The organism is Kribbella sp. NPDC059898, assembly GCF_042730855.1.
Taxonomy (GTDB): Bacteria; Actinomycetota; Actinomycetes; order Propionibacteriales; family Kribbellaceae; genus Kribbella.
Genome location: NZ_JBHWKR010000004.1, coordinates 326,066 through 350,870, shown reverse-complemented (window position 1 = coordinate 350,870; position 24,805 = coordinate 326,066). Strand labels below are relative to the sequence as shown.

The 24,805-nt window shown below is 69.4% G+C and carries 21 protein-coding genes; 12 read left to right on the top strand and 9 right to left on the bottom strand.

Annotated features, from left to right (window positions below):
• Positions 1–36: 36 nt before the first annotated feature.
• From ACFV9C_RS15715 to ACFV9C_RS15700, 4 genes are all read left to right on the top strand, one after another.
• Complete coding sequence (locus tag ACFV9C_RS15715) at positions 37–624, top strand: GNAT family N-acetyltransferase (protein WP_380194131.1); 588 nt, start codon at positions 37–39, stop codon at positions 622–624.
• On the top strand, positions 624–2,312 hold the full coding sequence (locus ACFV9C_RS15710; protein WP_380194129.1) for an IucA/IucC family protein: 1,689 nt from the start codon (positions 624–626) through the stop codon (positions 2,310–2,312). The genes ACFV9C_RS15715 and ACFV9C_RS15710 overlap by 1 nt, the downstream gene beginning before the upstream one ends.
• Positions 2,313–2,351: 39 nt before the next feature.
• Complete coding sequence (locus ACFV9C_RS15705; RefSeq protein ID WP_380194127.1) at positions 2,352–2,843, top strand: Uma2 family endonuclease; 492 nt, start codon at positions 2,352–2,354, stop codon at positions 2,841–2,843.
• Between the two features lie 188 nt (positions 2,844–3,031).
• A complete protein-coding gene (locus tag ACFV9C_RS15700) occupies positions 3,032–3,538 on the top strand; it encodes a Uma2 family endonuclease (RefSeq protein WP_380194125.1) in 507 nt (168 codons plus the stop codon).
• Here the strand turns inward: ACFV9C_RS15700 and ACFV9C_RS15695 are convergent.
• The 5 genes from ACFV9C_RS15695 to ACFV9C_RS15675 are packed head-to-tail and all read right to left on the bottom strand — an operon-like array spanning position 3,535 to position 11,498.
• Complete coding sequence (locus ACFV9C_RS15695; protein ID WP_380194123.1) at positions 3,535–6,759, bottom strand: UvrD-helicase domain-containing protein; 3,225 nt, start codon at positions 6,757–6,759, stop codon at positions 3,535–3,537. The two genes, ACFV9C_RS15700 and ACFV9C_RS15695, sit on opposite strands and share 4 nt — an antisense overlap.
• Entirely contained in the window at positions 6,759–9,968 is a 3,210-nt protein-coding gene (locus ACFV9C_RS15690; protein WP_380194121.1) for an ATP-dependent helicase, read from the bottom strand. Before ACFV9C_RS15690 ends, ACFV9C_RS15695 begins: the two co-directional genes overlap by 1 nt.
• Before the next feature lie 60 nt (positions 9,969–10,028).
• Positions 10,029–10,334: an MGMT family protein gene (locus ACFV9C_RS15685; protein ID WP_380194119.1), complete on the bottom strand. Its 306-nt coding sequence runs from the start codon at positions 10,332–10,334 to the stop codon at positions 10,029–10,031.
• Positions 10,335–10,343: 9 nt separating this feature from the next.
• Entirely contained in the window at positions 10,344–11,183 is an 840-nt protein-coding gene (locus ACFV9C_RS15680; RefSeq protein ID WP_380194117.1) for a TIGR03560 family F420-dependent LLM class oxidoreductase, read from the bottom strand.
• A 48-nt stretch (positions 11,184–11,231) separates the two neighbouring features.
• A complete protein-coding gene (locus ACFV9C_RS15675) occupies positions 11,232–11,498 on the bottom strand; it encodes a DUF2277 domain-containing protein (RefSeq protein ID WP_130439916.1) in 267 nt (88 codons plus the stop codon).
• Between the two features lie 78 nt (positions 11,499–11,576).
• On the opposite strand from ACFV9C_RS15675, the gene ACFV9C_RS15670 reads away from it, so the two are divergent.
• Positions 11,577–12,212 (top strand): TetR/AcrR family transcriptional regulator, encoded by a 636-nt coding sequence (locus tag ACFV9C_RS15670; RefSeq protein ID WP_380194115.1) that lies wholly within the window; start codon positions 11,577–11,579, stop codon positions 12,210–12,212.
• A gap of 2 nt (positions 12,213–12,214) precedes the next feature.
• On the top strand, positions 12,215–12,994 hold the full coding sequence (locus ACFV9C_RS15665) for a maleylpyruvate isomerase family mycothiol-dependent enzyme (RefSeq protein WP_380194113.1): 780 nt from the start codon (positions 12,215–12,217) through the stop codon (positions 12,992–12,994).
• On the opposite strand, the gene moeZ is transcribed toward ACFV9C_RS15665, so the two are convergent.
• The 3 genes from moeZ to ACFV9C_RS15650 form a co-directional block, all read right to left on the bottom strand.
• The gene (moeZ, locus tag ACFV9C_RS15660) at positions 12,995–14,185 is read right to left on the bottom strand and encodes an adenylyltransferase/sulfurtransferase MoeZ (protein ID WP_209693507.1); all 1,191 of its coding nucleotides are present in this window, start codon (positions 14,183–14,185) and stop codon (positions 12,995–12,997) included. It lies immediately after the preceding gene.
• Between the two features lie 121 nt (positions 14,186–14,306).
• Positions 14,307–17,060: a Calx-beta domain-containing protein gene (locus tag ACFV9C_RS15655; protein ID WP_380194111.1), complete on the bottom strand. Its 2,754-nt coding sequence runs from the start codon at positions 17,058–17,060 to the stop codon at positions 14,307–14,309.
• A 37-nt stretch (positions 17,061–17,097) separates the two neighbouring features.
• Positions 17,098–18,030, bottom strand: coding sequence for an alpha/beta fold hydrolase (locus ACFV9C_RS15650; RefSeq protein WP_380194110.1), 933 nt, complete (start codon positions 18,028–18,030; stop codon positions 17,098–17,100).
• A 42-nt stretch (positions 18,031–18,072) separates the two neighbouring features.
• Between ACFV9C_RS15650 and ligD the strand changes: the two genes are divergently transcribed.
• The 5 genes from ligD to ACFV9C_RS15625 all read left to right on the top strand — a co-directional run bounded on the left by ligD (position 18,073) and on the right by ACFV9C_RS15625 (position 21,155).
• Positions 18,073–19,002, top strand: a complete 930-nt coding sequence (ligD, locus tag ACFV9C_RS15645) for a non-homologous end-joining DNA ligase (protein ID WP_380194109.1) — start codon at positions 18,073–18,075, stop codon at positions 19,000–19,002.
• Positions 19,003–19,022: 20 nt separating this feature from the next.
• Entirely contained in the window at positions 19,023–19,163 is a 141-nt protein-coding gene (locus ACFV9C_RS15640) for a hypothetical protein (protein WP_380194108.1), read from the top strand.
• 163 nt (positions 19,164–19,326) lie between these two features.
• The gene (locus ACFV9C_RS15635) at positions 19,327–19,956 is read left to right on the top strand and encodes a TetR/AcrR family transcriptional regulator (RefSeq protein WP_209693503.1); all 630 of its coding nucleotides are present in this window, start codon (positions 19,327–19,329) and stop codon (positions 19,954–19,956) included.
• Between the two features lie 531 nt (positions 19,957–20,487).
• Positions 20,488–20,715 carry a DUF3107 domain-containing protein gene (locus ACFV9C_RS15630; protein ID WP_380194107.1) on the top strand — a complete coding sequence of 76 codons (228 nt, stop codon included), beginning with the start codon at positions 20,488–20,490 and terminating at the stop codon, positions 20,713–20,715.
• Positions 20,716–20,876: 161 nt separating this feature from the next.
• A complete protein-coding gene (locus tag ACFV9C_RS15625) occupies positions 20,877–21,155 on the top strand; it encodes a GlsB/YeaQ/YmgE family stress response membrane protein (protein WP_380194106.1) in 279 nt (92 codons plus the stop codon).
• A 65-nt stretch (positions 21,156–21,220) separates the two neighbouring features.
• On the opposite strand, the gene ACFV9C_RS15620 is transcribed toward ACFV9C_RS15625, so the two are convergent.
• Positions 21,221–21,901: a ferritin-like fold-containing protein gene (locus ACFV9C_RS15620; RefSeq protein ID WP_380194104.1), complete on the bottom strand. Its 681-nt coding sequence runs from the start codon at positions 21,899–21,901 to the stop codon at positions 21,221–21,223.
• Positions 21,902–22,184: 283 nt separating this feature from the next.
• Here ACFV9C_RS15620 and ACFV9C_RS15615 point away from each other — a divergent pair, with 283 nt between their 5' ends.
• Positions 22,185–24,695 carry a DEAD/DEAH box helicase gene (locus ACFV9C_RS15615; protein ID WP_380194103.1) on the top strand — a complete coding sequence of 837 codons (2,511 nt, stop codon included), beginning with the start codon at positions 22,185–22,187 and terminating at the stop codon, positions 24,693–24,695.
• The last annotated feature ends 110 nt before the right edge of the window (positions 24,696–24,805 follow it).

Sequence of the window (24,805 nt, the reverse complement as noted above, 5' to 3'; positions counted from 1 at the left end):
AAGCCTTAGCTAACCCCAGCCGCCCTTGGAGTCGCTATGACCAGAGCAGTGCCCGAGCCGACCTACCGGCGGTTCGTTGCCGGCGTCGGCACCCTCAGCCTCCGGCCGTTCGACCTCGACGCGGACGTGGAGGTGTTGCACAGCTGGGTCACCCAGCCGTACGCGCGGTACTGGGGGCTGCTGGACGCGTCGGTCGACGACGTACGCGCGGAGTACCGGCGGATCGCCTCGACCGCGCACCACCGCGCCTTTCTCGGCGAGCACGACGGGCGGCCCGCGTTCCTGATGGAGCGGTACGCGCCGGCCTACGACGCGGTCGGGCAGGTGTACGACGTAGCGCCGGGCGATGTGGGGATGCACGTGCTGGCCGGGCCGCCGATTCTGCGGATCGCCGGGTTCACCGGGGCGGTCTTCGAGACGATCATGGACAGCCTGTTCAGCGATCCGCTGGTGGACCGGGTCGTGGTCGAGCCCGACGTACGGAACGCGAAGATCCAGGCCCTGAACGCGCGGATGGGATTCCGGAAGCACAGCATCGTGACCTTGCCGGACAAGCAGGCGTGGCTGAGTTTCTGCACCCGCGACCAGTACGGCGACGCACTGCGGATGAACGAGGCGGGCTGATGGACACGTGGCCGGTGGTCAACGAGGCGCTGGTGCGGAAAGCGTTGTCGGAATTCACCCACGAACGCATTCTGGATCCTGTGGCTGACGGCAATGAGTATGTCGTCGGGCGGTACCGGTTCGCGGCGCGGCGTTATCCGCTGAACCATTGGGATGTCTCCTCGGTGGTGCGCTCCGATGGCCGGCCGGTCGATGCCTTGGAGTTCATCACGGAGTTCCACGAGCAGCTCGGGATCGGGCGGGAGATGCTGCCCGTGTACCTGGAGGAGATCAGCAGCACGCTGGCGTCGGCGGCGTACAAGCTGTCGAAACCCGATCTGACCGCGGCGGACCTGGTCGGTGCGGACTTCCAGGCGATCGAGGCCGCGATGACCGAGGGGCATCCGTGCTTCGTGGCGAACAATGGGCGGCTCGGGTTCGGGCGGTCGGACTACCTGGCGTATGCGCCCGAGACCGGCGCGGGGGTGCAGCTGACGTGGATCGCGACCCGGCGGGACCGGACGACCGTGTCCTGCAGTTCCGCCCTGACGTTCGACGAGTTGCAGCGGTCGGAGCTGGGCTCGGAGGTGCTCGCGCGGTGGGCCGAGATCGCCGATCCGGGTGAATACGTATACCTGCCGGTGCACCCGTGGCAGTGGGACAACAAGACGTCGATCACGTTCGCGGCGGACATCGCGCAGCGGCACATCGTTCACCTCGGGCCGACGGACGACGTCTACCAGCCGCAGCAGTCGATCCGGACGTTCTTCAACCGGTCGGAGCCGGCGCGGTGTTATGTGAAGACCGCGCTGTCGGTGCTGAACATGGGGTTCATGCGCGGGCTGTCGCCGTCGTACATGGCGGCGACTCCGGCGATCAACGACTGGGTGCATTCGGTCGTCTCGAACGACGTCGTTTTCAAGCGGTACGGGTTCAGCGTGCTGCGGGAGATCGCGGCCGTCGGGTACCACAACCGGTACTACGAGAACGCGACGGACAAGACCTCGCCGTACCGGAAGATGCTGTCGGCACTGTGGCGGGAAAGCCCGGTGCCGTCGTTGGAGCCGGGTGAACGGCTGGCGACGATGGCGTCATTGCTGCACGTCGACCGGCACGGTGCGTCACTGGCGGCCGCGTTGGTGCGCGCGTCCGGGCTGGCGCCGGCGGACTGGGTGCGCGCGTACGTCGACGCGTACCTGATCCCGCTGCTGCACAGCTTCTACGCGTACGAACTGGTGTTCATGCCGCACGGCGAGAACCTCATCCTGGTACTGCGGGACGCGATCCCGATCCGGGTCGTGATGAAGGACATCGCCGAGGAGATCGCCGTCCTGAGTCCGTCGACCGACCTGCCGGACGAGGCGGAGCGGGTGCGGGCCGACGTACCGGACGACGAGAAGCTGCTGTCGATCTTCACGGACGTGTTCGACTGCATCTTCCGGTTCCTCGCGCCGCTGCTGGACCGCGAGGGGGTGCTGACCGTGGACGAGTTCTGGGCCGTGGTGGCGTCGTCGATCCGCGACTACCAGGCGGCGACCCCGGAACTGGCGGAGGCGTTCGCGAAGTACGACATCTTCGCGCCGGCGTTCGCCCTGTCGTGCCTGAACCGGCTGCAACTCCGCAACAACCAGCAGATGGTCGACCTCACCGACGTCGGCGGCTCACTGCAGTTCGCCGGCACCCTGGACAATCCGCTGGCCTGTGGATAACTCCCGCGGTGGTACGGCGAAGTAGTCCACGCTGGTGTGATGCCGACAGCAGAAGCCACCCGGGACGGCCGCCGCTACGAGATCCTCGACGGCCGGCTCCTGGTCACCGGACCCCAGCCACCCGCCCACCACGCGGCCGTGATCGCGCTGCTGGTGCAGCTGAAACACGCCTGCCCACCGGACCTGCTGGTGACCGTCGGCTCCCGCGCGTTCCGCCCGACCCCCACCACAACCCTCCGCCCCGACCTCATGGTCAGCCAGCGCAACGCGCCCGTCACCGAACCACCCGTGCTCGCCGTCGAGGTCATCTCCCCCACCACCCGCACCACCGACGTGGTCCTCAAACGCACCCTCTACGAGACCCACCGGATCCCGTCCTACTGGCTCCTCGACCCCACCACCCAAGAACTCACCCTCCTCACCCTGACCCCCACCGGCTACACCTGCGAGGCCGTCCTCCAAGCCGAAGAATCCTTCAAAACCACCGTCCCCTTCCCGCTGACCCTCACCCCGGGAAACCTGTGCGGTTAACAAGATCGGGGTTTCCAAGGGCATCCAGGGGCAGATCGGCCGCCAAACCGGGGCATTCCGGGGCAACCTGGGGCAGATCGCTCAAACGGCACCAACCACCCGCGCCGCGCTGCGATGCTGGTTGTGTGATCGAGAAGGGAGGCACCACCATGGTGTACGTGGAAACACATGAGCCGGGTCAATACACAGTGGCAGATCTCGAAACGTTCCCCGACGACGGGAAGCGGTACGAGGTGGTCGACGGGATGTTGCTGGTGACGCCCGCGCCGCTGCCACTCCATCAGACCGCGGTTCTCGAACTCGCGGTTGCTCTTCGCCACAACTGCCCAGAAGATCTCAAGGTGTTCGTCGCGCCGCTGGACTTCCGGCCGACTGCGACACGGTCTGTGCAGCCAGACGTGCTCGTCTGCCGCCGGAGGGATATCGAAGGCAGGACGTTGGAGAAACCGCTGCTGCTTGCGGTTGAGGTTTTGTCGCAGTCCACCAGTCTTGCTGACCGGGTGCTCAAGCGGCGGTTGTACGAGCAGGCCGGCGTCGCGTCGTACTGGATCTTTGATCCGGCCAACGAAGAACTCACCGTGCTCGAGCTCGAGGGCGACACCTACGTCGAGCGGGCTGTTGTCACCGGCAAGGAAGCGTTCGACGCCGAACTGCCGTTCACGGTCCGCCTCGTTCCGGCAGACCTTGTCGTCTAGCCGTTCAGTAGGTTGATGAGTTCTTGTTTGTTCGGGAGGTTTTCGGGGCGGATGACGTCGCCGGTGCGGACGTAGTAGAAGGCGGCGGTGATGTGGGTGAGGGGGATGTTGAGGAGTTCGGCCCAGGCGACGCGGTAGATGGCCAACTGGAGGGGGTCGGCGGTTTCGCCGCGGGTGGTTTTCCAGTCGATGACGTCGTAGCCGCGGGAGCCGTCGGGGCGGACGACCCGGTAGACGGCGTCGATCCGGCCGCGGACGACGCGGCCGTCGAGGGCAAGGGCGAACGGGGCCTCGATCTCGTACGGCGTGGTGTCGCCGAACGGGCCGTCGCGGAAGGCGTCCATCAGGTCGGTGAGGTCGGTGTCGTCGACGATGTCCTCGTCCGCGGCGCCGGGGAGGTCGTCGGGGTCGAGGAGCAGTTGCTGGCCGAAGTAGCTCTCCACCCAGGCGTGGAAGCGGGTGCCGAAACGCGCCGCCCGGTTGGGTTTGCGGGGCATCGGGCGGGCGAGGTCGGCGGCCAGGCCGTTCGGGTCCTTCGCGAGGCGCATCAGCTGGGTCGCGGACAGTGCGGCCGGCAGCGTCACGTCGTACGCCTTCCGGCTGCGGCTTTCCTTTGCCTCCGACAACAGTCGCTCGAGCTCGGAGTCCCAGCGCGCGACGGTCGCCTGTTCGTCGAGCAGCAGCGACTCCTCCGCGTCGGCCGACGGCCCCTCCGCCCGCGCCTGCTGCACCAGGGCGGCCGAGTCGAGCCGCCGCTGGAACGAGTCCCGGTCGTACGGCGTCGGCCACGGCGCCTGGGTCTGCTCGGCGAGCTCCGGGTTCTCGGCGGACAGGTCGGGCTGCTCGGCCCACTGCACGACGCGTTCGCCGGCGTGCTTCTTCAACGTCGACAGGTACGACGACGGTCCGCGCGGGCGCTTCTGCGTCGGGCCCCACCAGTGACCGGTCGCGACCAGTAGCTCCTTCGCGCGGGTGAACGCGACGTACCCGAGCCGGCGTTCCTCCAGCGCGTTCATGTCCTTGCACTCGTCGGCGAACGCCTTGAGCCCGGCGTTCGTCAGGTCGTGGATGTCCGGCAGCGTGTCCGCGTCACCGCGCAGCGGCCACGGCAGCACCTTCGCGTTCGTGGTCCACTTGTCCCGGCCGCGGTCGGACGGGAACACCTTCGACACCAGCGTCGGCACGAACACGACCGGCCACTCGAGCCCCTTCGAGCGGTGCGTGGTCAGCAGCTTCACCGAGTCGGCCTCACTCGGTACGGCGAGGTCGAGGCCGGCGGCGTACTCCTCCTCGGCGGCCAGGTATGCGAGCAAACCGTCCAGCGAACCGTCGGACTCGGTCGACACGAAGTTGCCGACGGCATCGAGGAACGCGGCCAGGTGGTCCCGCCGGCCGGCGTCGACGTGGTCTGGCGTCGCGGTCAGCTCGACGTCGAGACCGATCGTACTGATCACCCGCCGGACCAGATCGAGCAGCGGCTCCCCCGCGTGCGCGCGCAGCTCGCGAAGCTCAACAGACAGTTCCTTGAACCGCACCAATGCCTCCGGCGCGTACTCCAGCGGTCCCGGATCGTCGACGGCCTCGGCGAGCGAACTGACCTCGGTCGAGTCCATCCCGGCGACGGCGGCGTCCAGCGCGGACACCAGATCCTCGGCCTGCGGATGCGCACCGGCGTCGGCGAGCATCCGCGACCGGGTGGCGAGCAGCGCGAGGTCGCGGTGGCCGATCCGGTACCGCGGACCGGTCAGGATCCGCAGCATCGCGGCGTTCGCGGTGAGGTCGTTGACGGCTTGCAGCGTCGCGACCACGTCGACGACCTCGGGCAGCGCGAGCAGTCCGCCGAGCCCGACGACCTCGACCGGGACCTTGCGCGCGATCAACGCCTCGTGGACCGCGCTGAGGTCGACGTTCGTCCGCATCAGGATGCCGATGTCCTTCCAGCGGCGGTTCCGGGTGCGGTGCGCGGAGACGATCGCGTCCGCGACCCACTCGATCTCCTGCGAGCGCGTCTCGAACAGCCCGACCGTGATCGTGCCCTCGGGCGCGTCGGCAGGTGCCTCGAGCGGGATCACCCCGGGGTGCTGCTCGTACAGTTCGGCGGCGTGCTCGTTCGCGGCGCCGAGGATGCGACTGCCGCATCGCCGGTTGACGCTCAGCACGTACCGCGACGCCGGCGAGCCGTCGGCCTGCGGGAAGTGCGCCGGAAACTCGTCCAGGTTCGCGACGGACGCGCCACGCCAGCCGTAGATCGCCTGGCACGGGTCGCCGACCGCGGTCACCGGATGCCCGCGACCGTCACCGGCGGCGAACAGCGCGGTCAGCATCCGCCGCTGCGATACCGACGTGTCCTGGTACTCGTCCAAGAGCACCACCTTGTACCGCCCGCGCTCGACGGCCGCGACCTCCGGGCATTCCTCCGCCAGCCGCGCCCCGAGCGCCATCTGATCGGCGAAGTCGACGACGCCCCGCTCCCCCTTGTACGCCTGGTACTCCTCGACGAGCTGCAGGATCTCGCCACGCTTCAACGCGGTCTCGGCCAGCTTCCGTACTTCGACCGTCTGCTTCCGCGCCGCGGCAACCTCCTGCCGTACGGCGTCGTCGTGATCGCGAATGTCGTCCGTACGGAGCAGGTGGTCCGCGAGCTCACCGTCGAGGGCGAGCAGGCTGTTCACGAGCGTCGGCACGTGGTGCGACGCGAACCGGATCGGCCCGGCGGACCGCCGTACGACGCGACCCGCGAGTTGGAAACGGGTCGCGTCCGCGAGCACCCGTGAGTCCGGCTCGAGGCCCAACCGCAGCCCGTGCTCCGCGATCAGCGTCCCGGCGAAGGCGTGGTACGTCGAGACGACCGGCTCGCCCGGCTCCTCGGGCTCCCAGTTGGGGACGTTGCTGCGCAGGTGCGCGGCGAGGATCGGGTGCAGGTCCTTGGGCAGGGTCGAGCCGAGGACGCCGGCCTTGGTCAGGTCCTCGCGGATCCGGACGTCGAGCTCGTTCGCCGCCTTCTTCGTGAACGTCAGCCCGAGCACTTCCTCCGGCTTGACCTGGCCCGTACAGATCAGCCACACCACCCGCGCCGCCATCGCGGTCGTCTTCCCGGAACCGGCGCCCGCCACGATCACGCCCGGCGCCAGCGGTGCTGTGATCGCGGCCAGTTGCTGATCGGAGAACGGGATGCCGAGCAGCTCGCACAGGTCGGCGGTGGTGCGCAGTTCGACGGCCATCAGACGATCTCCCGACCTTCGGGCTGGATGGGGCAGAGCGCGCGGGCCTCGCAGCGGGCGCAGCCGTCGTTGCGGGTGGCAACGAAATCCTCGGAGCGGATCAGCTTCTCCGCGTCGTCGACGGCCTCGTCGAGCCAGGTCCGGCCGTCCTCGTCGGTCTCCAGCGGGCCCTGATGCTGGACCTTCGGGAAGCCGCCGTTGTCGTCGTGGCGCAGCTGGACAAGCTCGGCGCCGCCGGACTCAGCGAGGTTCTTCAACTGGCGGGAGTTGATCGCGCGCTGATAGATCGCCAGCTGCACGTGCCGCGCCAGCGCCGGCTTGGTCGGGACGTTCCGCCCGGTCTTCAGGTCGACCACCCGGACCGTCCCCTCCGGGTCGGTCTCGACCCGGTCCATCCGGCCCTTCACCCGGACCGACGGGTGCTCCTCGTCCGGCAGCAGTACGTCGAAGTCCACCTCCGTACCGACCAAGGTCCGATCCGGCCGGCCCTGGTGCCACGCGACGAACCGCCGCAGCGCCAGCTCCGCCTCCACCCGCTCGCGGTCCGAGATCCACGCCGACTCGAACTCGAGCTGCGTCCACACCTTGTCGAGCCACCCGTTCAGCTCGTCGACCGACGGCGGCAGCGTCCCGGTCGCGACCGCGTCCGCCAGCGTGTGCAGCACCATGCCGAACCCGATCGCCGACGTACTCGGCGTCTCCCCGCCCGCGCGCCGGGTCAGGAACCACCGCAACGGACAGTCCACGATCGTCGTCAGCGCACTGCCCGACAGCGGCACCGGCTGCGCGGGATCCGCGATCGGCCGCACCGACTCGGTCCGCTCCCGCACGCCCCACCACCGCGCCGGGTCGGCTGTCGGCACCAACGCCTGCTCCCGGTCGTCCACGGCATCGGCCAACTGCGCCAGCCGGTCCGCGGCGACCCGCTTCAACGCGGGCGACGACGCCGGATCCGCCAGCACGCACCGCAGATCCGCGACCAGACCGGGCAACGACAACGGCCGCCGCGGCCGCCCCGCCACCAACTTCAAAGGAATGTCCAGCTCGGCCAGGAACCGCGACGGTTGATCGCCGTCCGCCTCCGGCGCCTGGACGGCGGTCACGATCAACCGCTCGCGCGCCCGCGTGATCGCGACGTAGAACAGCCGTCTCTCCTCGGCCAGCAACGCGCCCGCCGACAACGGATCGATCAGCCCATCGGGGCCCAACCGGTCCGGCTCCAGCAGCGATCCGCGCCGCCGCAGGTCCGGCCACTGTCCCTCCTGCACCGACGCCACCACGACCAGCCGCCACTGCAGACCCTTCGACCGGTGCGCGGTCATCAGCTGGACGCCGGCCTCCCGGTACGTCCCGTCGAACCGGTTGTCGCCCGCGATGTCCAGCGACTCCAACTCGGACAGGAACGCCGAAACCCCTTTGAAACCGACCTGTTCCTCGGCCCGCCCGGCCGCGTCGAACAGCGCGCACAACGAGTCCAGGTCCCGGTTCGCGGTCCGCGCGGTCTCGCCGCCCGACGACGCCTGACCGCGCAACCGCCGCAGCCACGGCGAGTCCGCCCACAGCGACCACATCACCTCGTCCGGCGCGGCACCCGCGGTCACGATATTCCTTGCCTTGAGCAACCGCTCGCCCAGCGCCGCGAACCGTGCCTCGGCCGGCGACGCCTCCTCGTCGAGCAGCAACGGATTCAGCAACGCTTCCCGTATCAGCTCGTCCGACGACCGCGGCAACCGCTGACCACCCGCCGCCTCCCGGTCGCGCCGTCGCAGTACCCGGGCCAGCCGCCGCAACTGCCCCGCGTCCATCGCCCCCAACGGCGACAGCGCCAACGCCCGTACGACGTCCACGGTCAGCGTCTCGGGATCCGCGACCGCCCGCAGCGCCAGCAGCATCGGCCGTACGGCGGGCTCCCGCGACAGCGGCAACTCGTCACCCGCGACGTCGACGGGAATCCCGGCCGCCGCCAGCGCCCGGCGCAACGGCGGGATCGACCGGCTGCCGGACCGGACGAGGACTGCCATCTCGTTCCACCCGATGCCGTCCTGGACGTGCGCGCGGCGGAGCAGGTCCGCGATGTGCTCGAGCTCGGCTCCGCTCGTGGAGTACAGGTTCGCCTCGACCTTGCCGGGACCGTACACGCACGACGACGCATCCGGGTTCCGGAACCGCTCGAACGTGTCCCGGTCCAGCGACCCCGGTACGCCGAGCCGGTTGACGACGTTCCGCGACACCCGTTGCAGCGTGGTCCCGAAGCGCCGCGTCGTACCCAACGCGATCTGCGCCGCCTCCGCGCCGTCCCGGGTCCGGAACTCGTCGGTGAACCGCAGCAACCCGCGCACGTCCGCGCCGCGGAACGTGTAGATCGACTGGTCCGGATCGCCGACCACGACCAGGTCGCGCCCGTCGCCCGCGATCGCCTGCAGCAGCTTGGTCTGCCCGGGGTCGGTGTCCTGGTACTCGTCCACGAACACGGCCTTGAACTCGGTCCGCAGCTTCGCCTGCACCGACGGCTGCTGCGCCAGGATCACCGCCCGATGGATCAGCTCCGAGTAGTCCAGCACCTGCTCCGCGTCGAGGACCTGCAGGTACTCCTCGAAGAAGTCGCCGACCGCGACCCACTCGGCGCGCTCCGCCGACCGCCCGATCGCGGACAGGTCCTCCGGGTCCAGCCCCAGCTGCCGCGCCTTGCCGATCACGGCCTGCACCTCGTCGGTGAAGCCGCGCGTCTTCAGCGCCGGATGCAGGCTGCCCGGCCAGTGCACCGCGCCGACCTCGCGACTGCCCGACAACGCCTCGGTCAACCGCAACGACTGCTCCGGCCCGGACGGCAGCCGCAGCGGTACGTCGAAGGCGTCGGCCGGCGTGAACCGCCGCAGCAGCGCGTAGCAGAACGAGTGGAACGTCATCGACGGCATCACCCGCGTCGTCCGCCCGAGCCGCCCGGTGATCCGGTCCCGCAGCTCGGTCGCCGCCTTGCGCCCGAAGGTCAGTACGAGCACCTCGTCCGGACTGAGACCACGGTTCCGGACGCGGTCGACGACGGCCTCCACCAACGTCGTCGTCTTCCCGGTCCCCGGCCCGGCGAGCACGAGCAACGGCCCGCCGGCGTGATCCACCACAGCTTGCTGATCGGCATCCAGGACAGGCGTCTGCGCCTTGTGCTGCACCTCCCGCACCAACCGGTACCGGGAACCCTGTTTGCCGACCATCGCATCATCCCAGCAGACACCACCGACAGTTCGCGAACCGGCGCCCCGGCGTTCGCCCGGTCAGCCGGAAAGCGGACGCGGATCCCAACGGACCTCGCGCAGATTCACCCTGCCGTTGGTGATCCGGACGCCGTCCGACCGGAGCCGGTGCAGTTGCTCGTCACCGACTTCGCCGGCCGGTACGCCGGACGCACGGATCACCCGCCACCACGGCACGCTCGCGCCGTACTCGCGCATGATCGCGCCGACCTGCCGCGGTCCGCCCTGGCCGACGTACTCGGCGATGTCGCCGTACGTCGCGACGCTGCCCTCCGGGATCGACTCCACGGCCTGCAGTACCGCCTCGACGTACTCCTCCCGATCCACAGGCCCAATCTAGGCGAGTGGGGCGAGCGCCTTCGCGAGCGGCTCCAGGACCGACGGCGGCGCGTCCACGGGGAGGTTCATGATGACCAGATCGACGCCGGCCTCGCCGTACGCCGCTGCCTCGGACACCGCCTTGTCGAGCGGACTGTCCGGGTCGATCCGGACGTTGACCGAGCAGGTGATCTCGCCGACGTCGCGGCCGACCTCCGCGCAGCGCTGGACCAGGACGTCCTTGAGCGACTTCCAGTCCTCGGCGCCCTGGACGATCGCGTTCCATTGCTGCGCCCACCTGGCGACCGCGCCGAGTGTCCGCTTCGGACCCCTGCCGCCGATGGTGATCGGCGGGTGCGGCGTCTGCACCGGCTTCGGGTTGCAGTACGCGTCGGTGAGCTTGACGTACTTGCCGTCGAAGTTCGCGACCTTCTCGGTGAGCAGCGCGATCATCGCCTGCGTACCCTCGTCGAACCGGTCGAAGCGCTCCTTCAGCCCGTACAGCTCGATGCCGTACGCCGCGGTCTCCATCTCGTTCCAGCCGGCGCCGATGCCGAGCTCCAGGCGGCCGTTGCTGATGATGTCCGTGGTCGCAGCCATGTTCGCCAGCACCGCCGGGTGCCGGTAGATCATCCCGGTCACCTGGCAGCCGAGCCGGATCCGCGAGGTCGCCTGCGCGAGCGCGGCAAGCGTCGTCCAGGCCTCCAGGTTCGGGCCCTGCATGTCACCGGTCAGCGGATAGAAATGGTCCCAGTGCCAGGCGGACTCGAAGATCTCGAACTGGTCCGCCGCGACCCACACGTCCCGCATCTGCTGCCAGGTGGTGTGCTCCGGCCTGGTCTTGATCGCGAACCGCATCCCGCGCCTCCCTCAGAGGTAACCGTTTCCCGAGGGCGACACTACCCCTCAGTCGAGGCCGAGGCGGGCGCGGACTTCGGGGCGGCGTAGTGGGGGGACGGTCTGGGGTGGGGTGCGACGGGCCGGCATCTCCTCGAGGAGTTGTTCGGTGATGCGGGCGACCTCGGTGGCGGCGCGTTCGATGGGGCCGCGGGTGGTCGCGCTCAGCGAGCCGACGCCGGTCACCTTGCGGACGTACTGCAGCGCGGCCGCGTAGATCTCCTCGGAGGTCGCGGACGGCTCGAGTCCCCGGAGCACGGTGATGTTTCTGCACATGCCTTCAGACAGTACGCGCCGCCGGGGACAGTCTACGAGGTATTGACATCCCTAACGCCGTTAGGTTTTCCTCAGGGTATGAGCACTGCCGCGCCGGACCGCCGTACCCGCCGTCGTCAGGGGACGATCGCGGAGATCCTCGACGTCGCCATCGAGCTGATGAGCAGCGAGGGGGTCGCGGCGCTCAGCCTGTCCGCGGTGGCGCGGCGGCTCGGCCTGCAGCCACCGTCGCTGTACCAGTACTTCCCGTCGAAGATGGCGATCTACGACGCGTTGTTCCAGCGCGGCGCCGAGCTGTTCCTCGCCGCGCAGCGGGAGGCGGTCGCGGGGGCGGCGACCGACGACCCGATGGAGCTGCACCGGATCGGGACCACCGCGTTCGCGCGCTGGAGCATGCGGAACCCGGTCTACACGCAGCTGCTGTTCTGGCGGACGATTCCCGGGTTCGTGCCGAGCCCGGACGCGTACGCGCCGGCGCAGGAGGCGTTGGCCGACGTACGCGCGCAACTCCAGGCGGGGGTCGACGCCGGCCGGCTGCATCCGGACGCCGCGAGCGAGGAGGGGCTGGCGGTGTTCACGTCGATCACGGCCGGCGTGCTCTCGCAGCAGCTGGCGAACGAGCCGGACGCGTCGTTCGACGAGGGGCGGTTCAGCCGGCTGCTCCCCGTCGTACTCGAGATGTTCTACCGGTACTACGCACCAACCAGGGGGTAGTGATGACCGCAGTACTCGCGGAGCGGATCGGGCGGGCCGGGCGCCCGCAGTGCCGGACTCACCGGGACGCCGAGCTCCGGGCGTGGCACGAACTGCTCGCGTCGATCGAGGGGGACGACTGGCAACGCCGTACGGTCTGCGACGAGTGGGACGTCGCGGACATCGCCGGGCACCTGATCGGGCAGGCGGAGGACGTGGATCACCTGACGTCGTTCCCGCGGCGGTACCGGAAGGCGAAGCGGGTCTATCCGGACGTGCCACGGATCGACGCGCACATGATGGTGCAGGCCGACGAGCACCGGGGTACGCCGCCGGCGCGGCTGCGGACGTCGTTCGACGAGGTGTGGGCGCGCGCGACGGAGCGGATCTCGACGGAGCCGGGGTTGTTGCGGCGGATGTCGATGACGTTCAACGGCTTCCGGATGAACCTCGGGTACATCCACGACATCCTGCTGGCGCGGGATCTGTGGATGCACCGTGACGACGTCTGCCAGGCGCTGGACCGGCCGTTCGACGCCGGGCTGTACGGCGAGGAGCTGGTCGCGCAGGTGATGTACGACGTGATCGACGGCCCGTGGTGGGGCGACCGGCCCGCGGTCGAGGTCGAACTCACCGGCCCGGCGGGCGGCACCTATCAGCTCGGAAGAGGCGAACCAGTAGGTCGCGCCGCTGTGGACGCGGTCGGCTATATGCGAACCCTGTCCGGACGCGACGACGCCCCAGCGGTTACAGGTGATCCCGTAGCCACTGAGGCGGTCGCTTCTTGCAGGATGCCGTTCTAGTTAGTACGAAGGCTGGCTCGGGTCGATCTGGTCGACCCAGGCGACCACGCCGCCGCCCACGTGCACGGCGTCGGAGAAGCCGGCGCCCTTGGCGATGGCGAGGACCTCGGCGGAGCGGACGCCGGACTTGCAGTGGAAGACCAACTGCTTGTCCTGCGGCAGCTTCTCCAGCGCCACGCCGGTCTGGAAGTCCGCCTTCGGGATCAGCACCGAGCCCGGGATCCGGTTGATCTCGTACTCGTTCGGCTCCCGGACGTCGATCAGGACGAAGTCCTTCTCGCCGTTCTCCTTCAGCTTGATCCACTCGCTGAGCTGCTTCACCGAGATGGTCGAGCCGACGGCCGCGTCGGCCGCCTCCTCGGTGATCGCGCCGCAGAAGCTCTCGTAGTCGATCAGCTCGGTGACGGTCGGGTGCTCACCGCAGATGGCGCAGTTCGGGTCCTTGCGGACCTTCAGCGAACGCCAGTTGAGGTCGAGCGCCTCGTAGATGTTCAGCCGGCCCAGCGACGGGTCGCCGATCCCGGTGAGCAGCTTGATCGCCTCGGTGACCTGCGCGGCGCCGACCGACGCGCAGAGCACGCCGAGCACGCCGCCCTCGGCGCAGGACGGGACCATGCCGGGCGGCGGGGGCTCCGGGTACAGGCAGCGGTAGCACGGGCCGTTGTCGGCCCAGAACACGCTGACCTGTCCGTCGAAGCGGAAGATCGAGCCCCACACGTACGGCTTGTGCAGCAGCACCGCGGCGTCGTTCACCAGGTACCTGGTGGCGAAGTTGTCGGTGCCGTCGACGATCAGGTCGTACTGCTCGAAGATCTCGAACACGTTGTCGTTGTCCAGCCGGGTCTCGTGCAGGACGACGTTCGTGTACGGGTTGGCCTCGAGGATGGACTCCTTGGCCGACTGCGCCTTGGACTTGCCCACGTCGGACTGCCCGTGGATGATCTGGCGCTGCAGGTTGGACTCGTCGACGGTGTCGAACTCGACGATGCCGAGCGTGCCGACACCGGCGGCGGCCAGGTAGAGCAGCGCGGGGCTGCCGAGGCCGCCGGCGCCGATCACCAGCACCTTGGCGTTCTTCAGCCGCTTCTGCCCGGCCATCCCGACCTCGGGGATGATCAGGTGCCGCGAGTACCGCCGCACCTCGTCGATCGTGAGCTCGTCGGCCGGTTCGACCAGCGGTGGCAAAGACACGTGTCGGCTCCTCAGGAAGACATCGGACGGGGTCTGATGGTTTTCAACCAACTCTCCCGCCTCCATGTTCCCGCACTATCCCAACAGCCCCCGACAGAGTCCACATCCCGGTACCCCTGTCTCAGTCGTTGTCGGTGATCGTGCCGGTGAGCGTGGTCGGGACCTTCAGTACGGCGCCGTCGACGGTGCCGATCACCACGCTGAACGTCTCGGTCGGCTCCTTGACCTTGTCGTCGAGGATCTTCACCTGCAGCTCGCCGGTGGTCTTCCCCGGTTCGACGTACCCGTCGATGGCCCGGATCACCGGCCCGGTGCCGTCGTCGTTGACGCTGGCGTAGTCCTTCCGGATCACCGCCGTACCGTCCTTGAGCACGCCGGAGAAGGTGATGTACTTGTCGCTCGGCGCGGACAGCTTGACCGGGAAGTCGACGACGCCCGCCTTCTCCACGGTCTTGACGTTGCCGAGCGTGAGCGTCGGCGTCGGGTCGTCGTCAAGGACCAGCCCGTGCCCGAAGGACTCGTTCAGCAGCGCGTCGTGCGGTGCGGACAGCACCAGACTGAACGGGAGGTCGTAGCTGTCCCGGGTGTTCCCCGTGATCGACACAGTCACCTTTTGACGTACCTGTCCCGGTTTGAACACAAGCCGGCGCGCTACCTCGCCTACGGACTCCCCCAGCTCCCCGTTGGTCTCGGCGTACACCGTGACCGGCCGGATGCTCGGCCGCGACAGCCGGACCCAGAAGTCCACGGTGTGCGTGCCCTTGTCGCCTTCCTTCACCGTGACGTTGGACGCGGACACCTGGGGCAGCAGGACCGCCGGAGCCGACAGCCCGAGCCCAGGGCTCGAGAAGCTCAAGTCACTCACGTACGCCGACCCCGTGGCGACCCTGTCCGTCCGTAGCTCCACGCTGCGTACGTCGCTCAGGTCCACGCCCTTCAGCGACGTCAACGGGATCCGTACCGTCCGCAGCAGGTTCTTCGGCAGCCCGTTGCCGTTGGCGCCAGGCATCCGTACCAGTGCGTCGCTGACGGTAGACACCGGTACGGCGGCCGCCCGTCCGTGCCCGTCGACCACACGGACGGTCAGGTCCGTCGTCGGCTTACCAGCCGGGTCCGGTGCGGCGCGGAACGTGAGGGCAGCGAACCGCCGTACGTCACGCTGCCAAGCAGGGACAGGAACGCGCACTACCCCGTTGGTGCCGCTCCACTTGAGCTTGGTGACTGCGGTGGTCGGTGTCTTCGACGCGAACCATGCTGTGGTCCAGTGCGGCGCGTTGGCCCAGTCGTCGGTGCTCATGCACGTCGGCAGCGCGGCCCTGACCGCCGTACTGGTCACACCAGCGCACACTGTCGCCGTAGCGTTCCCGGTGACCGCTCCGGCCGGTAGAGCCGTGTCGAAGTGGTTCAGGTCCTCCCGCGACGCCAACGGCGCCTGCGACACCACCCGTACGACGGCCTTGCCGGCAGACGCGGCCCGTGAGTCAGAACCGTCGAACTGCGGCATGAACTGCCTCTCATGTCCCAGCTGCAGCCGGAAGAACCCCGCGATGTACGCCGTACCGACGGCCTGCTGCTGCTTTGCCGTCAACCGGCCCGGAGTCTTCGCACCACACGGCGACTCCTTCTCGTCACCGGCCCAGTCGTCGTTGGACGGGGCTACCGACTGCCCTGGCGTCCACTCGGTGTTGAAGAAGTTGTGGTCCGCGCCCAGCACCGTGACGGTCGACCGCGGCGCGGTGTCACCGGTCACGGAGTACCTGGTGTCGTCGTAGAACTGCTGGCCTTCCAGATCGGACACGTCCCCATCGCAGTACGGCAGTACGACGCTCATGGCAACGCCTGGCACCGTGGCACGCGCGAAGTCCGTGGGCGCGAGCGGGAGGACCGCGCGGATGCCGTAGAGGCCGCCGCGGTCCGCGTTGAGTACGGCGGCCCGGGCAACGCCCTCGCCGCCACGTGAGTGACCCATCAGGCCGACGTTCTGCAGATCCACCTTGCCGACGAAGCGGGTACCGAAAGGTCCGCCTCCGACCGTGGACCACTTCCGCCAGAGCGCCAGGTGGTCCAGGATCAGCTCGGCCCGCGCCTGCGCACCGGCGTCGTACGCGTCACCGTCCCAGCCGTTGATGGCGTTGGCGCTGATCGACACGACCTGGTAGCCGTTGCTGGCCAGCGCTGTCGCCGGACCGTCGTACCCGCGGTAGCTAGGGACAGGCTTCATGCCCTTGGGACACGGCCACGGCTTGTCGAGGCCGTTGGGATCAGTGGGATCCCCGTAGCAGTTCTGGTGCCGGCCGTGCAGGAAGACGACCAGTGGTCGCGGTCCGATCGCACCGCGCGGTGTGTAGACCTTGCCGAGCAGCTCGGACCGGTGGCCGAGGCCAGGCAGATACACGGCCTCGTCGCCCAGGTTGTACTCGGCGGTGTCCACCTTGTACTTGCCCAGTGCGCCAGGGTCGGCCGGTAGCAGCGGACCACGCCGTGCTTTCAGCCAGTAGGCGTCGGTCGGACCGGCCGCGGCGGTAATACTGCGACTCTTACCCGCCTCCTTGCCCAGGTCTCCGGACCAGACGAGGCGTACGTCATGTGCTGTCAGGACGGCCGGGTCGGTGGTGACCAGGGTCATCGTCCTGCGGTCGGGCGACTGCTTGGCGACGCCCAGCGGCGTACCGTCGACCTCCAGCAAGGGAAGGGACGCGCGCAGCGGTGCTGGCGCGTCGAGGTGCAGGGTCACTTGGTAGCCCGCTGCGAGTGGTCGCACGTCCCATTGGTTGCTTTGAGCAACAACTGGCGGCGCGGCGGTCGCCGGCAGCGACCCCACCCCCAGCAGTACGGCGATCCCCAACGACAGATTTCGGGCGGTTCTGCCAATCACGCGCCCAAGTTGACCTGACGAGACCTTCGGTCGTGTCTCAGTGGCGCCTCGGAATCCCTTCGATCAGCTGCCGGAAGGCTCGGGCCACTTCGTCAGGGTGTTCCATCTGCGCCACATGACCGGACTGCGGCAGGTAGAGCAGGCGTGCGTTCGGGAACGTGCGTTGGGCCTTGGTACGGATCCGCGCGTCGACCAGACGGTCCTTGCCGCCGTAGATCAACAGCACCGGGCACTGCACCGTGGCTGCGTCCGCCCACAGCGACCGGCGCGGTCTGGCGAGCGAGGAGCGCAGGATGCTGCGAGCCCCCTGCACGGTGGCCTGCCGGCCCCACGGGTCGGTGTCACGCCGGCGCAGCTCCTGTTCGTAGGCTGCCCGCACCTCCGGCGCCAGCGCCCGAGGGTTCCCGAAAACCATCGCCAGCGACGCCTCGAACCGGTGGTCGAACGGCAGTCGCTGCGTGCGCTCGAGCACCGTCGGACCGAGCCGCGGCGTCGCCAGCACCGTGAACCACAGGGCGCTCGCAGATACCCGTGGATGGGGCAGCGCGGGCGAGACGAGGGTCAGCGACGCCACCAGGTCAGGGCGCTGCGCGGCCAGTGCTACCGATGAGGCCCCGCCCATCGAGTTCCCGAACACGTGGACCGGCTGGTCGTACTCGCGCTCCAGCAACTGGATCAGCACCTCGGCCTGCTCGGCGATCCCGGTCTCGCCCGACAACGGCGTACGGCCGAATCCGGGGAGATCGGGGGCGATGCCGCGCACGGTGTCGTTGAGCAGCAGCCCGAGCGCTGTCCAGTTCAGCGAAGACCCACCGAGCCCGTGCACGAACAGGGCGGGCGGCAGGTCCGGTGCGGCCCCAGGCACGTCCCTGACCAGCAGTTCCACCCCTGCGACCGGCACCCGCCGCTCCGGCCACTCCTGCAGTTCCACGGGTACGGCATCCCCGGTTACTGACCCGTAACTCTCCACAGGACCCATGGTAGGACGCTTCGCTGATGGAGACTGGGACCTATGGCGGGTGCGCAGCAGCAGCTGACGACCGAGGTCGATGGGCAGACCATGAAGCTCACGAACCTCGGCAAGGTGCTGTATCCACAGTCCGGGTTCACCAAGGCCGAGGTGATCGACTACTACCACCAGGTGGCGGCGTTGCTGCTGCCACATCTGGCCGACCGTCCACTGACCCGCAAACGGTGGCCTGACGGGACGGATGCGCCGTTCTTCTTCGAGAAGAACGCTCCTCGCGGTACGCCGGTTTGGGTGCGGACGGAGACGCTGCCGACCCCCGGGAGCTCGACCGGACGCGACGAGATGAGCTTCGTGGTCTGCGACGACGTACAGACCGTGGTGTGGCTGGCGAACCTGGCCGCGCTCGAGCTGCACGTTCCGCAGTGGCGGATCGGGCTGTCCGACCAGGGCAAGGACCCGCAGGCCGATCTGATCGTGTTCGACCTGGACCCTGGTCCGGGAGCGTCGATCGTCGAGTGCTGCGACGTGGCTCTGGCCCTGCGGCAACTGCTGCACCACTACGACCTTGAGGGTTGGCCGAAGACCTCCGGCAACAAGGGCATGCACCTTTACGTGCCGATCGAGCCCGCGTCGTCAAGGGACACCAGTGCCTTCGCGAAGCAGCTGGCTGAGCAGTTGGCGGAGGCCCTGCCCGAGAACGTCACCGCGAACATGACGAAGGCGCTCCGGCCCGGCAAGGTCTTCATCGACTGGAGCCAGAACGCCAGCGCCAAGACCACGCTCGCGCCGTACTCGCTCCGCGGCGCCGACGAACCCCGCGTGTCGACACCGATCGACTGGGACGAGGTGGCCGCCGCCACCACACCGCAGGACCTGAAGTTCCTGCCGCACGACGTACTCGCCCGGATCGAGGAGTACGGTGACGTGCTCGAGGGCCTGTACGACGACCCGCAACCACTGCCGCAGAGCTGACCGGAAGGAGACGAGCCGGCATGACCACCACCGATTCCGAGGACCCGCGCGACGAGGACGAGCAGCCCGCGGCGGATCCGATCCCGGTCGAGGCCGACCCTGCCGACGTCGAGGAACAGCGCCGCGAGGTCGGCGACGAGGGCGAGGACGACTACCGCTGAGTGACGTGATCGTTACCACGTTGGAACGTCCGCGCTCTACCACGATGGAAGACCGGACGGCGGGGAAGCTACTGGCCGGGAGCACTGCTGGGTAGGATTCGTGGAACGACCTGGTGACGGACGCAGACCGGTACCAGGAGCGCACCCCACGAAGGAGCCCGCCGTGTCGACGACACCGGAGACCGCACCCAAGCGCGGCAGCCGCCTGCCCCGGCTGGCGCGTCGCGCGCAACTGCTCGAGGCGGCCCAGGAGGTCTTCGTCGCGAACGGGTACCACGCCGCCGCGATGGACGACATCGCGGACCGGGCCGGGGTGTCCAAGCCGGTCCTCTACCAGCACTTCCCCGGCAAGCTCGAGCTGTACCTGGCGCTGCTGGACACGTCCTGCGAGGCGATCGTCGCCTCCGTCCAGGACGCGCTCAAGTCGACCGAGGACAACAAGCTCCGGGTCGCGGCCACCATGCACGCCTTCTACGACTACGTGGCGAACGCGCAGGGCGCCTTCCGGCTCGTGTTCGAGTCCGACCTGACCAACGAGCCGGCCGTCCGGGAGCGGGTCGACCGGGTCACCCACGCCTGCGCCGAGGCGGTCTCCGAGGTGATCAGCGCCGACGCCGGCCTGAACCGCGAGCAGTCGATGGTGCTGGCCGTCAGCCTGGTCGGCATGGCCCAGGTCAGCGCCCGCTACTGGCTGGGCGCCGGCAACCCCACGCTCCCCCAGGAACACGCCGCCGACCTCGTCGCCTCGCTGGCATGGCGCGGCATCCGCGGCTTCCCCCGCACCGACGGCTGACACCCCCACAACCCCACACCGACACACGCCCCGCCCCTCCTCCCCACATACGAACGGCGCCCCCGCCTCCTCCTCCCACTCGCGGGCGCCGTCCCCTTGCCACGCACGGACGGCGCCCCCTCCGCTCCTCCCACCCGCGGACGCCGTCCCCTCCCCACCCACAGACGGCGCCCCCTCCGCTCCTCCCACCCGCGGACGCCGTCCCCTCCCCACCCACAGACGGCGCCCCCTCCGCTCCTCCCACCCGCGGACGCCGTCCCCTCCCCACGCACGGACGACATCCCCTCTCCTCCCACCCGCGGACGGCGCACCCTCCCCTCCTCCCATGCGTGGATGGCGCCCCCTCCCCCTTCTCTCCACGCATGGCCGGCGCCCCCTCCTCTCCTCCCACGGGACAGTTGCTGTCGCTGGACGGGTGGGGTTTGGAGGTTCTGCTCTCGGCGGACGGGTGCGGGCCGGAGGTTGCTAGCGGATAGGCTCGAAGCGTCACCGGCGAGAGCCGCCGGTCGGAGCGTGTGCCCGGAGGGTTTCGTGGAGGTCAAGATCGGCGTACAGCACGCCAATCGCGAGTTGGTTCTGGAGAGCGACCAGAGCCCGGAAGAGGTCCAGCAGCTGGTCGCGGACGCGCTCGGCGGGAAGTCCGGTCTGCTCGAGCTGACCGACGACAAGGGCCGCAAGGTCCTGGTCCCGGCCGACCGGCTCGCGTACGTCGAGATCGGCGAGGTCTCGACCCGCAAGGTCGGCTTCGGCGCGATCTAGGCGGCATCCGTTCACATCGCGTTCCGGACACAGTCGCGCGTGTCCGGGTTGCACGGCAGCATTCAGAGGGCACGATTACGGTAGACCTGCGTCCGCAGTGGTCTGGTTGTCACGGGGCACCAGGCCGGGCCGCAGGTCACCAACCCTCACAAGGAGGAACCGTGTACTGGGTCTGGATGCTCATCGTCAGCCTCATCGCGGGCATCATCTTCGGGCCGCTGGCCCGGCTGGTGCTCCCCGGCAAGCAGAACATCAGCCTCGGCTGGACCATCCTCGGCGGCGGCATCGGCGCCTTCATCGGTGGTCTGATCGCCTACTTCCTCGGTGTCAAGGACACTCCCGGCCCGGACTGGATCCAGTACCTGATCCAGATCGTCTGCGCCGCGGTCGTCATCGCGATCATCTCCGCACGCAACGGCGGTAAGGCCAAGACCGCCTGACGCAGGCAGCACCACCAAACGGCCGCCACCCCACCCGGGGAGGGCGGCCGTTGCCCTGTCCGGGGTCAGGCCTGGAGACCGAGGGCGGTCATCCGGGCGGTGTGCGCCTCGGTCAGGCGGGTGAACATCCGGCCGATCGCGGCCAGGTCCAGCCCCGGACGGTCCACGCTGCCGGCCAGCAACGCGGCCAGCGAGTCCCGGTCGGCGGCGATCCGCTGCGCCTGGCTGAGCGCCTCGCCGACCAGCCGGCGCCCCCAGAGCGCGAGCCGGCCGCCGAGCTTCGGGTCCTCGTCGATGGCGGCCCGGACCCGGTCCACCACGAACGACGCCTGCCCGGAGTCCGCGAACACGTCCAGTACGAGCGCCCGCGTCTCGGCATCCACGAACGACGCGATCTCCCGGTAGAAGTCGTTCGCCAGGCCGTCCCCGACGTACGCCTTCACCAGGCCCTCGAGCCAGTCCGACGGCGCGGTGTGGTCGTGGAACGCGTCCAGCGGCGTGACGAACGGCCGCATCGCGTCCATCGGGTCCACGCCGAGCTGCACCAGCCGGTCGCGGAGCCGCTGGAAGTGCCCGAACTCGGTGGTCGCCAGCGCCGCCAGCTCCGCCTTGTCGTCCAGCGTCGGCGCGAGCTTGGCGTCCTCGGCCATCCGCTCGAACGCGGTCAGCTCGCCGTACGCGAGCACACCCAGCAGGTCCACCGCCGCGGCCCGGTAGGCGGGATCGTCAAAGGCCGTCTGCTCCATGCCCGGCACCTTATCTGTCCGCAACCGTGACGCGCGGCACCCTGCAGGCACCCGTTACGCGAGTGGTGCATGCCACACGAGGCGGCGTTGACAGCTGCTGTGGTTACACTGGTGGGCGATTCGCCGGTGACGCGCCCAGATGGGCAAGCTGGTGCGAGGTGCTTGCACAGTGTCCCCGCGCCTCACGATCGGGGCTGTCCGGCCCCAGGCGCCCGGCCACAGAGCATCTGTCCGCACAAGCATGTGAGAGGCGATCAGCCTGACCACCTTCCGAGAGCTCGGGGTGCTCCCCGAGATCTGTGACGCGCTCGACCGCGTCAACATCGTCGAACCCTTCCCGATCCAGGAGATGACCCTCCCGGTGGCCCTGATGGGCACCGATCTGATCGGGCAGGCCCGTACCGGTACCGGCAAGACGCTCGGCTTCGGCATCCCGCTGCTGCAGCGCACGATCGCGCCGAACGAGGCCGACTACGCCGAACTGGTCGCCCCCGGCAAGCCGCAGGCGCTCGTCGTCACGCCGACCCGGGAACTGACCATCCAGGTCGCCAAGGACCTCGAGACCGCGTCCACCGTCCGCCAGGTGCGGATCCTGACCATCTACGGCGGGGTCGCGTACGAGCCGCAGCTGGACACCCTGAAGAAGGGCGTCGACGTCGTCGTCGGTACGCCGGGACGCCTGCTGGACCTGGCGAATCGCGGCGTCCTCGACCTGGGCCACATCAAGGTCCTGGTCCTCGACGAGGCCGACGAGATGCTCGACCTGGGCTTCCTGCCGGACGTCGAGCGGATCCTCCGCAAGACGCCCGAGCTGCGCCAGACGATGTTGTTCTCGGCAACGATGCCGTCGGCCGTGATCGGCCTGGCGCGCACCCACATGCGGCACCCGCTGAACATCCGCGCGGAGTCCCACGAGGACACCGAGATGGTGCCGACCACGGCGCAGTTCGTGTACCGCGCGCACGATCTGGACAAGCCCGAGGTGGTGGCCCGGATCCTGCAGGCCGACGACCGCGGCCGGGTGATGATCTTCTGCCGGACCAAGCGCGAGGCCTCGCGGCTGACCGACGACCTGCAGGACCGCGGGTTCAAGGCGGCGGCGATCCACGGCGACCTGAACCAGCAGGCGCGGGAACGGGCGCTGACCCGGTTCCGCGGCGACAAGATCGACGTACTGGTCTGTACCGATGTCGCGGCCCGGGGCATCGACGTCGAGGGCGTCACGCACGTCATCAACAACACCTGCCCCGAGGACGAGAAGACCTACATCCACCGGATCGGCCGCACCGGTCGCGCCGGGGCGAGCGGTATCGCCGTCACGTTCGTCGACTGGCCGGACGTCACCCGGTGGAAGGTGATCAACAAGGCGCTCGACCTGCCGTACGACGAGCCGCAGGAGATCTACTCGACCTCGCCGGAGCTGTACCACGACCTCGGCATCCCGTCCGAGGCGAAGGGCCGGATCCGTGCCGCGCGCGAGTCCCACGAGGTCCGCGAACCCCGTGAACACCGCGACTCCCGCGAGCCCCGTGAGCACCGCGAGCCCCGTCCGCGGCGCGAGCCCCGTCCGCGGCGCGAGCACACCGAGGCCGACAGCGAGCGTTCCGGCCGGAGCAGGAACCGCAAGCGCAACCGCACCCGGAAGCGCACCCGCGCGGGCCAGCCCGTCGAGGAACTCGCCGACGTCACGACGAAGACCGAAGTACCGCCGGTCATCTCGGACGAGGCCCCCGCCCGCAAGCCCCGCAAACGCAACCGCAACCGCCGCTCCGGCGAAACCCGCCCGGCCGAGTCCGTGGAAGCCAAGTCCGTGGATGCCAAGTCCACGCCCGAGGCACCCGCCGAGACCGTCCAGCCGAGCCCCGCCGTCGCCGAGACAGCACCAGCCGAGCCGACCACCCCGGGGGTCACCGCGGACCAGCCGACCAAGCGCACCCGCACCCGAAAGACAGCAGCCCCCGCCGAGGCACCTGCTGCCCAAGCACCGGCTGCTCAGGCCCCTGCTGCTGAGGCGCCGGCCAAGCGGACACGCACACGGAAGGCAGCCGCCAGTACGCCGGAGGCGATCTCGGAAGCACCCCAGGCCCACACCCGGAAGGCAGCTGCTGGTACGCCGGAGCCGGTCGAGGAAGCACCCACCAAGCAGGCGCGCACTCGGAAGGCGGCCGCCGAGGCACCGGAGGCGGCCGAGGAAGCCCCCGCGAAGCGCACTCGCAAGACCACCGCGAAGAAGGCAGCTGAAGCACCTGCCGCCGACGCTCCGGTCAAGCGAGCCCGCACCCGGAAGGCAGCCGTCGCCGAGCCGGAGACGGTCGAGGAAGCACCTGCGAAGCCGGCCCGCAAGACTGCCGCGAAGAAGGTAGCCGAGCCGGCTGCTGAAGCACCTGCTGCGGAGGCGCCGGTCAAGCGAGCCCGTACGCGAAAGGCAGTTGCCACCGAGCCGGCGGCGGTCGTGGAAGCCCCCGCGAAGCGCACCCGCAAGACGGCCACCACCAAGGCCGCCGAGCCTGCTCCTGCCGAGGCGTCGGCCACGCGCACCCGCAAGACAACAGCCAAGACAACCGAAGCACCGGTCAAACAGGCCCGAAAGACAACGGCCAAGGCGACCGAGACTGCGGAGGCGCCGGTCAAGCAGGCGCGGAAGACCACGGCCAAGGCGACCGCGGCTTCAGACGCTCCGGCTAAGAAGGCCGCGACGAAGCCAGCCAAGAAGGCCGCCGCGAAGGCGACCAAGGCCCCGGCCAAGCGAGCCACGAAAGCGGCCTCCGCGCCGCTCTTCAAAGCACCCGAATGAGGCACCGCCGGCCGGGTCCCACCCGGCCGGCACCTCCCGAATCACCCCGCAGCACCTCCCGCGGCACGTCCCGAGTCACCCCGCCGGCACCTTCCGGGGCACGTCCCGAG